This window comes from Pedobacter sp. (genome assembly GCF_031119335.1).
GTDB lineage: Bacteria > Bacteroidota > Bacteroidia > Sphingobacteriales > Sphingobacteriaceae > Pedobacter.
The window spans coordinates 296,499-310,057 of record NZ_JAVHXT010000003.1 but is presented as its reverse complement, the minus strand read 5'-3'; the positions used below and the strand labels follow the sequence as shown (position 1 = coordinate 310,057).

The window sequence follows — 13,559 nt, the reverse complement described above, 5'->3', positions numbered from 1 at the left end:
TATTACAAACTATTGTAGTAAGTAAAACTATTAAAAATATCTTCCTTAGTCACTTTGCAATTGAAAGCACATTTTCCAATTTGGTCCAGCAACGAAAACATGATAAAACCATCCTCATTCTTTTTATCGCTTTGCATTAGTACCATCAGATCTTCAAAACTCTTCGGTTTAATTTCGTATTTTGGATACAACGATAGGATATAACTGGCAATTTCGGTTAACTCATCCTGAGATAAGTTGCAGTATTTCACTGATAAATAAGCCTCGCAAATCATTCCAATTGCTATGGCTTCGCCGTGGGTTAAAGGTTTTTTATCATTTACTAAGGCATATCCCTCTACGGCATGGCCGATAGTATGACCATAGTTTAAAATCTTTCGTAAACCTCTTTCAAACGGATCGGCCAATACCACCTCGTTTTTAATTTTCACAGAATGATAAATGGCTGCTGCACTAATGTTTGTATAATCGCTTTCTTTTAGTTCTTGATAATAAGTCGCATCCGCAATTAAACCATGCTTAATCATTTCGGCGAAGCCAGATAATAATTCACGTTGCGGCAGAGTTTGCAAGAATTTGGTTTCGATAAATACAGCCTGTGGCAAACTGAAAGTACCTACCATATTCTTCACATTATCAATATCGATACCTGTTTTACCACCTACAGAAGCATCTACTTGCGAAAGCAGGGTAGTAGGAATGTTAATGAAATCGATACCGCGTTTGTAGGTAGAAGCAACAAAACCACCCATATCGGTAATTACGCCACCGCCAAGATTAATCATCAAACACTTACGGTCCGCCTCAAAATCTAATAAGGTTTTCCAAATGCCTATGCAGAAATCAATGTTCTTGTTTTCTTCTCCCGGGTCGGTTTCTATGATGTCAAAATTATCTAAATCAGGTAAAAACTCCTGAAATACGGGTATACAAACTTCAGCTGTGGTAGAGTCTGCAAAAACGAAAACTTTGCTGTAGTTTTTTGCAGCAAGAATATCATTCAATGGTGCTAATCCACTTTCGAAATGGATAAAATGGTCGTTGTTTTTTAAAGCTTCCATTAAATTACTTCTATAGTATTACTCAAAAATTGAACCTTATCACCAACACGAACCTTTAAGCGTTTACGTTCTTCTGTAACTCCATTAACTTTTACAAGTCCTTCTTCTACAATAGATTGTGCTTCTCCGCCACTTTGAACGAGTGCAGTAGCTTTTAACAATGCAATTAGTGGGATAAATTCCCCTTCTAGTTTAAATTGTATCATAACGGCGCAATTTACAATTATTTGAAAGTCTTTCGTGCTAGGTAGCCTAGTTATTTCTATTTTTGCAGCGTTCTGACTAATACTTATAAAAAATGGATGCTTTTCCCAAGCAAAAAATAGACTTCAACAATACTGAAGTAGCTTTTAAACACAAATCTAACGGTGAACTGAAACAAGCGTATTGGCTTTTTAAGATGATTGGAAGTAATTTTCTAACTAAAATTGGTCCTCCGGTAGCTAATTTTATGCTGAATATTGGTTTGCCGATACAAGGAGCCATTAAAGCAACCATCTTTAAACAGTTTTGCGGTGGCGAAACCATTGCAGAATGTGAGCACACCATTGAGCAGTTGCATCAAGGAAAAGTTGGAACAATTTTAGATTATTCTGTAGAAGGTGAGGATGAAGAGCATGTTTTCGATTTTACCTGCGAAGAAATTATCAGAACTATTGAGCGTGCAGATGGCGATCCAAGAATACCGATTACAGTTTTTAAAGTTACTGGCATTGGCCGATTTGCATTATTGGAAAAATTAGATGCCAAACAAGAGCTGACTGAAATTGAAACCGCTGAATTTGACCGAGTAAAGCAACGCTGCGAGAAAATCTGTCGCACAGCCTTTGAAAGAAAGGTACCAGTAATGATAGATGCGGAAGAAACTTGGATACAAGACACCATTGATTTGTTGGCGATAGAAATGATGATGAAGTTCAATAAAGAACAACTGATTGTTTTTAATACCTACCAAATCTACCGCCATGATAAGCTAGCAGGTTTGGAAGCCGACTATCTCATTGCAAAAGAAGCCGGTTTTGTTTTAGGAGCTAAATTGGTTCGTGGTGCGTATATGGAAAAGGAGCGTAAACGTGCCGAAGAGCAAGGGTACCCATCGCCAATACAGCCAGATAAAACAGCAACTGATAGAGATTATAACCTTTCATTGCGTTTCTGTGTAGAAAACATAGATAGAATTGGCTTTGTTTGTGGTACACATAATGAAGAAAGTAGTCGTTTATTAACCGAACTAATTGATGAAAAGGGGATAGCGCATAACCATCCCCACGTTTATTTTGCCCAACTTTTGGGGATGAGCGATAATCTAAGCTTCAACCTTTCTAATGCTGGTTATAATGTTGCAAAATACGTTCCTTATGGACCGATTAAAGCGGTAATGCCTTACTTATTTAGAAGAGCACAAGAAAATACTTCTGTAGCTGGGCAAACCGGTAGAGAGTTAGGTTTAATTAGCAAAGAGAAGACTAGGAGAGGGATTTAGTGTCGAATATCAAGTTTTACGTTATTTGCTCAGTTTAGCTAATCATCCTGTAAAACTTGATGCTTGCAACTTACTTCACAATAAAATAACCAACAGCTAACCAAACCAAGCCCTTTACTAAAAAGAACATAAAGCCCCAAAAGCCAAGCTTTTTAATCCACTTTTTTAGTTTTTCTGAACGTTCTGTCTTCATAACTTAACGGTTGAAATTTATAATTTGAACGTTGGCGAGGACACCAACGTTAGAAAGTTAGCTGTTTAAATATTAGTGCTCGTTTTCTGCAAGTTTTCTTACAGAAATGATTTTGAACTCTTTGATGCCATCGGGCATTTCCCAATTTATAAGGTCGCCGGTTTGGTAACCCCATAAGGCAATGCTGATAGGCGCAAAGATAGATACTTTTTGTTGTTTTATATTAGCGTCTTTAGGTAAAACGAGTTTAAATACAAAAGTTTGACCATTGCTTGTGCTTTCTATCTTAGCCTCCGTGTAAAGCGAAACAACATCAGTTGGAAGCTTGTCGTCATCAAATATTTTGGCATTTTTAACTTCTTCTCTTAATCTAGACTTGTTGTAGTCGCTCATCACAGCTTTTTCCAGATGCTCGTTTAAAAATTTGTAATCGCTTTTTGATAATAAAATTGATTTTGTTTCCATTTGATATGAAAATTTAATGAATAGATAGCCTTGGGCTGTTAGGCCGAAGGCATAGAATTAAAATCGTAGGTGGTTATTCCCCGAGATCCTTAAAAGAAAAATGCTGAAATCGGGGTTTAGTTAATAAAATCCTTGCTCTCGTTTAAAGCAATTGGATTAATAGTGATGCTCAAAAATAGCGTTGATGGAAGAGCGAAAGACAATACAATCTCCTTCTTCTTTTTCAAGAAGCTAGGTTTTATTTCTGATGTATTGTTGTTGCTCATTTTAACAAAGATGCTTTTGTTAAAGGAGAAAAGCAAAAAGAAAAGCTTTTGTTACAATAGGAGGACTTTGGTATAAGCAAAGTCGTCATTTCGACAACGAAGGAGGAGAAATCTAGCAATAGTTAGATTGTTGCTAGATTTCTCAATCACTATGTTTCGTTTCGAAATGACGACGTGATATTTTAGAAGGTTGTGACCTATGCCAAATCAAATCGGTCTAAGTTCATCACTTTGTTCCATGCGGCTACAAAATCATTTGCAAACTTCTCTTTAGCATCTGCACTGGCATAAACTTCGGCGATAGCTCTTAACTCTGCATTTGAACCGAAAACTAAATCGGCACGAGTAGCAGTCCATTTGGTTGCTCCAGTATTCCTATCAACACCTTCGTAAGTTTCTTTATCTTGACCAGTAGCTTTCCAAGCGGTGCTCATGTCTAGTAAGTTGATGAAGAAATCATTAGTTAATTGACCAGGTGTCTTTGTTAATACTCCGTGAGCAGAGCCATCATAATTTGCATTTAAAGCACGTAAGCCACCAACTAATACGGTTAATTCTGGTGATGTTAAGGTCAATAACTGCGCTTTATCTACCAATAATTCTTCCGTAGAAGCGACTGTACGTCCTTTTTTGTAGTTACGGAACCCATCGGCAACTGGCTCCATGAATGCAAAAGATGAAACCTCCGTTTGATTTTGAGAAGCATCTGTACGACCTGGTGTGAAAGGAACTTCTATATTTAGACCTGCATCTTTAGCAGCTTTTTCTATCCCTGCAGCTCCAGCTAATACAATTAAATCGGCGATGGAAACTTTTTTGCCACTGTTTTGGCTATCGTTAAACTGTTTCTGTACACTTTCTAAAGCGCTTAAAACTTTATCTAGCTGCACTGGATTATTAGCTTGCCAATATCTTTGAGGAGTTAAACGAATACGGGCACCATTGGCACCACCACGTTTGTCGCCGCCCCGGAAAGTAGATGCCGAAGCCCAAGCGGTAGAAACTAATTCTCCGACAGATAAACCAGTTTCTAGTATTTTACCTTTTAAAGAGGTGATATCGTTTTCATCAATTAATATATGATTAACTGCTGGCACAGGATCTTGCCAAATTAATTCCTCGGCTGGTACTTCTGGACCAAGATAACGGGCTTTTGGTCCCATATCACGGTGTGTTAACTTAAACCAAGCACGAGCAAAAGCATCTGCAAAAGCATCAGGATTTTCTAAGAAACGTCTTGAGATTTTTTCGTAGGCTGGATCGAACCTTAAAGAAAGGTCGGTAGTAAGCATGGTTGGTTTGTGTTTTTTAGCGGGGTCAAAAGCATCTGGAATAATTTCCTGATCTGTTTTGGCTACCCATTGGTGTGCGCCACCCGGACTTTTAGTCAACTCCCACTCAAAACCGAATAAGTTCTCAAAGAAGTTGTTGCTCCACTGTGTAGGCGTGGTTGTCCAAGTTACTTCTAAACCACTGGTAATGGTGTCAGGTCCTTTGCCGGTACCAAAGCTGTTGTTCCAGCCAAAGCCTTGCGACTCTAAACCTGCAGCTTCAGGTTCTTTGCCTACATGTTCTGAAGAAGCCGCACCGTGAGTTTTACCGAAAGTATGACCTCCAGCAATCAAAGCAACAGTTTCTTCATCATCCATTGCCATACGTGCAAAAGTTTCTCTTATATCTTTAGCTGCTGCAATTGGGTCGGGGGTTCCATTAGGTCCTTCTGGATTTACATAAATTAACCCCATGTGCGCTGCCGCAAGTGGTTTTTCTAAGTCGTGTGAGTGCTTTTGACCATCGGCATCATCGTCAGAAACGAGTACACCACGTCCACTAACACCTTCGGCTCCGCTAGAATAGCGTTCTTCGTTACCAAGCCATGTAGTTTCAGAGCCCCAATATACATCCTCGCTTGCTTCCCAAACATCTTCTCTGCCACCAGCAAAGCCAAATGTTTTAAAACCCATCGATTCTAAGGCTACGTTTCCTGTTAAGATCATCAAATCTGCCCAAGATATTTTGTTGCCATATTTTTGTTTAATAGGCCAAAGTAACCTACGAGCTTTATCTAAGCTTACATTATCTGGCCAACTATTTAATGGTGCAAAGCGTTGTTGTCCTTGTCCGGCGCCACCACGGCCATCGCCTACGCGGTAGGTACCTGCACTGTGCCAGGCCATACGAATGAATAAACCACCGTAATGTCCAAAATCCGCTGGCCACCAATCTTGCGAATCGGTCATTAGCGTATGTAGATCTTTTTTTAAACCTTCGTAATCTAAGCTATTGAAAGCCGCTGCGTAATCAAAATTATCTCCCATTGGGTTAGACAAAGATGAATGTTGGCGTAGGATGTTCAATTTAAGTTGTTTTGGCCACCAATCACGATTTTTGGTGCCGCTGCCACCAACGTTGCTTTTCATGCTACCATTGTGAAACGGGCATTTGCTGATGTCTTGAGAGTTATTTTCCATGCTTTATTAATTTTTTAGTTAACGATGTATGGTATTTTTTCGATAGCTATAAATGCTATTGAAAAGACATTTCGCTTGTTTGTTTTGTTTGCTATGTCCATACCTTTTGGTTATTTAAAGGTACGGTAAGCAATTGATGATGTCAAAGTGCTTTTCTCTATAGGCAAATAGGCAGAAGCTATTTCACCTTAAAAGATTGCTTGCCGTTAAGTAAATCCCAGAACAGCATGAAATCGCTGGCTAAGCTGTACGCAGGATATTGAAAAGTTGCAGGTTTATTTTTTTCGAAAAAGAAGTGGCCAACCCATGCAAAGCCATAGCCCAAAAATGGGATGGCTATAAGAAAACGTAGATCGTGAAATAATATACCGCCAATTAAAGAGATAACAACCAATGCTGTCCCTATAAAATGAAGTACTCTGCTGGTGGTATTTTGATGTTCGCTAAGATAAAAGGGATAAAACTCTTGTAGAGATTTGTATTTTTTGGTGCTCATACATTTACGGATTACCCCTAAAATTAACTATAATAATTGGTGATGCACTAAAAAATCACGTAGTTTCTCTGGATGAACGTCCATAAGCAAGGTATTTAATCCAGCTTTTTTAGCGCCTTCAATATGCTGTGGGCTGTCGTCTATAAACACAGTTTCTTCAGGATTTAGGTTATTTTCTTTCAAAACCATCTCAAAGATCTCTACATTAGGTTTGCGCATGGTAGTGTCTTGAGAGAAATATGCTCGTTCGAAGAAATCGTCGTAGTTATTGAAGCCAAAATCTTTCTGCAAGTAAGCAATGATCCAATCGTAATGAATTTTGTTATTGTTACTGAGCAGGAAGGTGCGATATTTTTGTTTTACTTCTAACAAAACGTCGTGGTTGTTGCCAGATACACCTAGTAAAAGGCTGTTCCAAGCATCGTCTATTTGTTGATCTGTGAGGTCTAATTTATCGGCAACTTTTCTAATACCATCTCTAAACTGGGCAGGAGAGATGCTGCCAGTTTCAAAATCGTCAAATAATTGATTATGCCCCTTATGCGCAAAAAAATCTGTAACGTTGGGGATACCCAATTGTGATAGAGCGTTTTGAGTTCTTATGAAGTCGATAGCAAATATCACGTTGCCATAATCGAAAATAATATTTTTAATTTTTTCCATTGAGTGTTTCCAAAATTCGCTGCAAATATGTAACATTGCACTCGCAAAAACAACATACGTTTTTGATGGGCCATTAGCTCAGTTGGTTAGAGTAGAAGACTCATAATCTTTTGGTCGATGGTTCGAGCCCATCATGGCCCACAAAGCCATCCATTAATTTGGGTGGCTTTTTTGTTGTAAAATTACTTTATAGCCTGTCCTTAATTTTCGTTTTTATGTTTTCAACTACAAAATTTAAATACCGATTTCTTTTGCAGAACCTGGATAGTACATTCATTCTAAAGCCGTACTAATAGCTAAGATCTAAATTTATCTATAATATGGTTACAGGTACACACAAAACATTTAGCAATTTTCATAAAGTCTTACGAACAATCAATTCAAACTTGTTTCTGATCTTTCGCAAGGATTTTTCTTTAATCATATTTCCGGCTAACAAGCCCATCTCTGTAAAATCTGTTGATAGTACGGTAAGTCCATCTAATATAAATTCGTTGATAGGAGATTCATTATAAGAGATAACTCCAATATCCTTACCCAATTTATAATTCTTCTGTTTTACCATCTTTAAGATACTAAAAAGTTCTTCGTCGAGCTGTCTGTTAAGTACCACATATATTTCATTGGGCTGAATATTCTCAGCATCAAAATTGGTGAAGTTTGAGAAGCTTAGTTGGTGTTCCTTGCAGAATTTCTGTATCCCTTTTGATATTAGTGTATAGTATAAACTATTGGGAGAGCAGATTACGTTTACCTTTTCGTATTTGGTTATTAGTTTGGCTTTTTCGCTAAGAGCATCGTAAACATCATTTTCAAAGTCCTGATAAATTGCTCCAAAATTTCCTGGTAGTTGGTTTACTAATTTATCTAACAACAATAATTTTCGGTTTGGGATACGTTTTAGCACCTGCACCAACTTGTCCTGTATAGTTTTCTCTAATTTAAAATTTGCAGAGATAATAAAGAAATCGTAGTTGTTTAAGTTAGTTTCAACCATTTGGGCAAAAAGCTCAATGTCTTGGTCGTGCAAAATGATATTAATATCGGCACTGTAGCCTAACGATTCTTTCAATGCTTGATAAGTAAGCAACTTATAGGCAGAAAGCTTATCAAAAATAACTAATACTTTTTGGTTTATATTTTTTGTTACGTTAACGTAGAAACCTTTTCCATGACTAGATTCTATATAGTTCATCTCACGTAAAATAGTATAGGCTTTTTTTACGGTTTCTTTAGAAATACCCAAATGCTGGCTCAGCACATTCATAGAAGGTAGAATATCTCCATTGCTCAACTGTTGGTTTTTGAGCTGCTCCTCAAAGGAGTTTAGAAGCTGCTTATATACTGGAACGGCAGAATCTGCCTCGATCTTAAATATCATATCGGAAATAAAAATAAAAAAGTTTGTAGAAATAAAAACTAAATTCTACATTTGAATACCACACCACACTACACTACAGTTTTGGTGTTGATAACAAAAACTTAACCAAATATAAACTTAAATCTAATCTATAGCTTGCATTTTTGCACCACACCACACTACAGTGGTTAAAGCGGATAAAGCTATGCAAAATTGAGATTAAATGAAAAAAATGAACAAAAAGGTTTGCAAGGGTCTTGTGTTAAGGCGTTTGCTGCAAAGTAGGAAATGGCACTCGGTGCTTGTTCTTATGCTCTTACTACTGAGCAACCTGTCTTACGCTCAAACACAGTTAAGGGGTACAGTTAAAGATGCTACGGGTGTAATACCAGGTGTATCGGTTTCGGTAAAAAATGTTAAAAACAAGGGAGTGATGACCGATGGTGATGGTACTTTCACTATTGGCGGTATTTCTGCCAACGATGTATTAGTGTTTTCTGCTATAGGCTATGTTACCCAGGAGATACTTGTTGGTAGTAAGAAAGAAATCAATGTGGTTCTGGAAAGTTCGCAGAACGATTTGAACGAAGTAGTGGTAATTGGTTACGGAACGGTGGCTAAAAAAGATTTAACCGGTGCGGTTGGTTCGGTTAGCGGAGAAAAAGTAAGTAAACGTAATACCACCCAAATTTCTGAAGCCTTACAAGGAGCTGTGGCAGGTGTTACTGTAAGCAGATCTAGTTCTGCGCCAGGAACTGGAGCTTCTATATTAATTAGAGGCGTTACTTCCATTCAGGAAAGTAGTCCACTGGTGGTTGTAGATGGTGTACCTGTTTCCAGTATAAATGATGTTAATCCACAAGATGTAGACCAAATCTCGGTGCTTAAAGATGGAGCCTCTTCTTCTATTTATGGTTCTAGGGCTGCCGCTGGTGTTATCCTTATTACAACCAAACGTGGTAGCAGATCTGGCGTTAACATAGATTATTCTACATTTTCGGCTATAGAGCGACCAACCAATATGCCCGATTTTGTGGGTGCAACCCGCTATATGCAAATGCAGAATGAATTGGCATGGAACCAGATTGCCAATCTTCCAAACAACGAATATTCTATACATCCTCAGCAATTGATTGCCGATTATGATGCCTTGAATGCGCAAGATCCAGATAGGTATCCAAATACCAAATGGCTAGATTACATCTTAAAAGATAATGTTTTAAGACATAATCACTTCCTGAGCATATCTGGGGGAGATGAAAAGCGTAGGACTAAAATTGGTATCGGTTACGATAATTCTGGAGGTTTATTTAAATATAATCTTTCCTACGATCGTGTAACGGCAAGGATTAACAACGATATCAAGATCAATAAATTTATTTCAACTTCGGTAGATGTTTTTTCTAATATAGAAAAGAATGTAAATCCTTCTTATAGTCCGTCGGCACAAATGCGTTATGCAGCGCCAATTTATGCTGCCGAATATCTTGATGGTCGTTTAGCCGAAGGTAAAACGGGTACAAATCCTTACGGATTATTAAGATACGGTGGTAAGATAGATAAAGGAGGAACCCAATTGGGTGGACGTGGCGTATTAGATGTTACGCCGTTAGAAGGCTTAAAGCTGTCGGTTATCTTCTCGCCAGAGTACAACTTTTCGAAATCTAAGAACTTTTCTTTGGCGGTTCCTTATACTCAATATGATGATCCTTCTATTGTTTCGGGTTTTATTCAAGGGGCAAATACAACAAGCCTGTTAGAGTCTAGGGGAGATAATAAAAAGTTTACCACTCAATTGATTGGAAATTATACCAAGTCGTTTGGTAAACATAACCTAAATGCAATGGCTGGCTATGAAAATTTCTATTCTTTCTACGAAAGTCTTACAGCTTCAAGAGATCAGTACAGCATGACTTATTATGGATATTTAGATGCAGGACCTAAGAATTTTGTTAACAACTCTGGCAATGCTTATGAATATGCATATCGTTCTTATTTCGGTAGGTTAATGTACAATTATGATAATAAATATTACCTGCAAGCTAATTTAAGGTATGATGGTTCTTCAAGGTTTCATGAAGATAATCGTTGGGGAACATTTCCATCGGTTTCTGCAGGTTGGGTAATCAGTCAAGAGAAGTTCATGAAAAATATTCCGGCAATTTCTTACCTCAAATTGAGAGGGTCTTGGGGGCAGTTAGGAAACGAGCGTATTGGTAATTATCCTTACCAGTCTACCTTAGAATTTAATACACCAGTGCTGTATCAAGGCGGTAATGTGACAGGCGTACAAGGAGCCTCGGCCTATCAATATGTGATTAGGGATATCTCATGGGAAACCACTGAGTCTACCAATTTGGGTGTAGATGCGCAGTTTTTGAAGAGCAGATTAGGTGTTTCGTTTGAGGTTTATAAGAAAACTACTAAAGATATGTTGTTGGCGTTACAAATTCCTACCTATATGGGCTTCTCTAATCCGCAACAGAACGCGGGCAGGATGCACACCAAGGGCTGGGATCTGGAGTTGAGTTGGAACGATAAGGTAAACGATTTCAGGTATTCGGTTTCAGCTAACCTATCAGACTATAGATCTGTAATGGGAGATTTAAAGGGCACTGAGTTCTTGGGCAACCAGGTAAAGTTTAAAGGTAGTGAGTTTAATGAATGGTATGGTTACAAAAGTGTAGGCATCTATCAGAGTGCGCAAAGTGCTACTAATTCTCCTCGTACGGCCAATACCATTACCGCTGGAGACCTACAATATATGGATATCAGCGGTCCAAATGGCGTGCCTGATGGCGTGATTTCTCCAGAATTTGATAGGGTATTGTTAGGTGGTTCTTTACCTCGTTATCTCTTTGGAGCAAATATCTCTGCTTCTTATAAGAATTTCGATTTTGGGATGGTAATACAAGGCGTAGCTAAACAAACGGCATTGCTAACAGAAGAAATGGTGCGTCCGTTGAGAGCACAATGGTACAATATACCCGATTTTGTAGATGGCAACTATTGGAGTGTTTACAACAATGCAGCGCAAAATGCAGCAGCCAAATATCCTAGACTATCTGATGCTACCGGCGATAACAACTATGCCATGTCTGATTATTGGCTGTTTGATGGATCTTATTTAAGGATAAAGAATATTTCTTTAGGTTATACTTTTGATCATGTTTTCGGACAAAAGAGCTTAATTAAGGGTGCTAGACTGTATACCAACGTTACAGACTATTTTACCTTCAGCAAGTATCCTAAAGGCTGGGATCCAGAAGTGAGCCGTACAGGCTATCCAATTACCAAATCAATCGTATTTGGACTTTCAGTTAAACTATAGTGGATTATTAATCTTTAAAGAAATGAAATTAAGATATTTAGTATCGATATTAGGGATATCAGCATTAACTTCTTGCACCAAGCTAGATTTACATCCCTTATCAGAGGCCTCTAATGAAACCTGGTACACCAACAAAGCTCAAATAGAAATGAGCCTAAATACATTGTTCTTGCACCAGTTTTGGCCAGTAGTAAAAACAGAAATACCAACAGCTACAGCAGCTTTTGATGAGTTGGCAGATGATTGGACCAATAGAACAACTTTACTCTCTTTTACCAGCGGCACTTTCAATAGCCAAACGGCAATGGTTGGGGGTATTTGGTCATACAGTTATAAGGCCATCAGTCGTGCCAACACCATATTGGCAAATATTGACAGGGCAAAAGCTAACCTTAGCGATCAAGATTATCGCAAATATGTAGCTACCGCCCGATTTGTTAGGGCATGCCAATATTCAAGAATTATTACACTTTTTGGAGATCCTGTATATTTTAATGAGGAACTAGAGCTAGAGGAAGCCTTTAAAATGGGCAGAACGGCAAGGACTGTGGCGCTACAAAAGGTATATGAAGATTTTGATTATGCCATCCAAAACCTTCCTGTTGATTTTAGTGGAAGTGAGGTGCAAAGGGTTTCAAAAGGAGCTGCCTACGCTATGAAAGCAAGAATAGCCTTGTATATGGAAGATTGGCAAACTGCTAAAACTGCTGCCGATGAATGTATCAAGCTGCAGAAATATCGTTTATATCCCTCATACTCGGAACTTTTTTTGTCGAAAACAAAAAATGCTGTAGAGTCAGTATTTATCATTCCTAGATCGGTTGAATTAAGTGCAGATTTCAATGCTGCTTTAAGGGGAGGGAATATCACTGCCTACTTGCCAAGAACGGTAGGAGGAACCAGTACAGGTAATCCATCATGGGATCTTTTCTGTTCTTATCTGTGTACAGATGGCAAACCTATTGACGAATCGCCTCTTTACAATCCACGTAAGCCATTTTTAAACAGAGATCCTAGATGTACGGCAACTATTGCTGAGTTCGATAAACCGCATTTGGGTTTCACTTATTCGCCACATCCAGATTCTTCTAGGGTATGGAGTTATGCCAGTGGCATTTATATCGCCAACAAAGACTCTAAAGCTGGAGACCAATACGCTTCTTATAACGGACTGGTATTGAAAAAAGGGATAGATGGCGATTGGACTGATGATTTGCAGGCTGCACCAGATAAAATATTGATGCGCTACGCAGATGTATTGCTCATGTATGCCGAGGCCAAAATTGAGCTTAATGATATTGATGCTTCTGTATTGGATGCCATTAACCAGGTAAGGGCAAGAGCCTATGGTGTAGCTGTTGGACAGACTTCAAGCTATCCTGCGGTTACTGTAACTGGACAAGTAGCTTTAAGGAAGCAATTAAGAATGGAAAGAAGAATGGAAATGGCTTTCGAAGGATTGAGGTATTTTGATATTAGACGTTGGAAATTAGCAGAAAAAGTAATGAATAGACCTAATTACGGGTTGTTGGCAGCTAATAACGATCTGCGTACTAAATTGGTGGTACCTGGCTTATGGTTCTTTCCGGGCACACCAGACATTGATGACGATGGTACGCCAAATTTTGCAACGATGAACCAATCGTTAATTAGAAAACTATCAACTAGGGTTTTTGATAAGAATAAGCACTATTTGTGGCCTATTCCTGCATCAGATATATTAATCAACCCTAATTTGAAGCAGAATCCTAATTATTAATCTATAAGCTG

General features: G+C 38.4%; 12 protein-coding genes and 1 tRNA gene. 4 read left to right on the top strand and 9 right to left on the bottom strand.

Going from position 1 to position 13,559, the window contains the following annotated elements:
• Positions 1-2: 2 nt before the first annotated feature.
• A complete protein-coding gene (gene aroB, locus REI64_RS05225; protein WP_308849048.1) occupies positions 3-1,061 on the bottom strand; it encodes a 3-dehydroquinate synthase in 1,059 nt (352 codons plus the stop codon).
• Positions 1,061-1,267: an RNA-binding S4 domain-containing protein gene (locus REI64_RS05220; RefSeq protein ID WP_308849047.1), complete on the bottom strand. Its 207-nt coding sequence runs from the start codon at positions 1,265-1,267 to the stop codon at positions 1,061-1,063. Before REI64_RS05220 ends, aroB begins: the two co-directional genes overlap by 1 nt.
• Before the next feature lie 92 nt (positions 1,268-1,359).
• Here REI64_RS05220 and REI64_RS05215 point away from each other — a divergent pair, with 92 nt between their 5' ends.
• Positions 1,360-2,544 (top strand): proline dehydrogenase family protein, encoded by a 1,185-nt coding sequence (locus tag REI64_RS05215; protein WP_308849046.1) that lies wholly within the window; start codon positions 1,360-1,362, stop codon positions 2,542-2,544.
• Between the two features lie 70 nt (positions 2,545-2,614).
• On the opposite strand, the gene REI64_RS05210 is transcribed toward REI64_RS05215, so the two are convergent.
• The 6 genes from REI64_RS05210 to REI64_RS05185 form a co-directional block, all read right to left on the bottom strand.
• Positions 2,615-2,737, bottom strand: coding sequence for an alanyl-tRNA synthetase (locus REI64_RS05210; protein WP_308849045.1), 123 nt, complete (start codon positions 2,735-2,737; stop codon positions 2,615-2,617).
• Between the two features lie 72 nt (positions 2,738-2,809).
• Positions 2,810-3,202 (bottom strand): GreA/GreB family elongation factor, encoded by a 393-nt coding sequence (locus REI64_RS05205; protein ID WP_308849044.1) that lies wholly within the window; start codon positions 3,200-3,202, stop codon positions 2,810-2,812.
• Between the two features lie 116 nt (positions 3,203-3,318).
• On the bottom strand, positions 3,319-3,468 hold the full coding sequence (locus REI64_RS05200; protein WP_308849043.1) for a hypothetical protein: 150 nt from the start codon (positions 3,466-3,468) through the stop codon (positions 3,319-3,321).
• Positions 3,469-3,665: 197 nt separating this feature from the next.
• A complete protein-coding gene (gene katG, locus REI64_RS05195) occupies positions 3,666-5,939 on the bottom strand; it encodes a catalase/peroxidase HPI (RefSeq protein WP_308849042.1) in 2,274 nt (757 codons plus the stop codon).
• A 178-nt stretch (positions 5,940-6,117) separates the two neighbouring features.
• Positions 6,118-6,435, bottom strand: a complete 318-nt coding sequence (locus tag REI64_RS05190) for a DUF962 domain-containing protein (RefSeq protein WP_308849041.1) — start codon at positions 6,433-6,435, stop codon at positions 6,118-6,120.
• A 27-nt stretch (positions 6,436-6,462) separates the two neighbouring features.
• Entirely contained in the window at positions 6,463-7,098 is a 636-nt protein-coding gene (locus REI64_RS05185; protein ID WP_308849040.1) for an HAD family phosphatase, read from the bottom strand.
• Between the two features lie 67 nt (positions 7,099-7,165).
• Here REI64_RS05185 and REI64_RS05180 point away from each other — a divergent pair.
• Positions 7,166-7,239 (top strand) — tRNA-Ile (locus REI64_RS05180).
• A gap of 214 nt (positions 7,240-7,453) precedes the next feature.
• On the opposite strand, the gene REI64_RS05175 is transcribed toward REI64_RS05180, so the two are convergent.
• Positions 7,454-8,479 (bottom strand): GntR family transcriptional regulator, encoded by a 1,026-nt coding sequence (locus tag REI64_RS05175; RefSeq protein ID WP_308849039.1) that lies wholly within the window; start codon positions 8,477-8,479, stop codon positions 7,454-7,456.
• Between the two features lie 202 nt (positions 8,480-8,681).
• Here REI64_RS05175 and REI64_RS05170 point away from each other — a divergent pair, with 202 nt between their 5' ends.
• Entirely contained in the window at positions 8,682-11,789 is a 3,108-nt protein-coding gene (locus REI64_RS05170) for a TonB-dependent receptor (RefSeq protein WP_308849038.1), read from the top strand.
• Between the two features lie 22 nt (positions 11,790-11,811).
• Positions 11,812-13,548, top strand: a complete 1,737-nt coding sequence (locus REI64_RS05165; protein WP_308849037.1) for a RagB/SusD family nutrient uptake outer membrane protein — start codon at positions 11,812-11,814, stop codon at positions 13,546-13,548.
• The last annotated feature ends 11 nt before the right edge of the window (positions 13,549-13,559 follow it).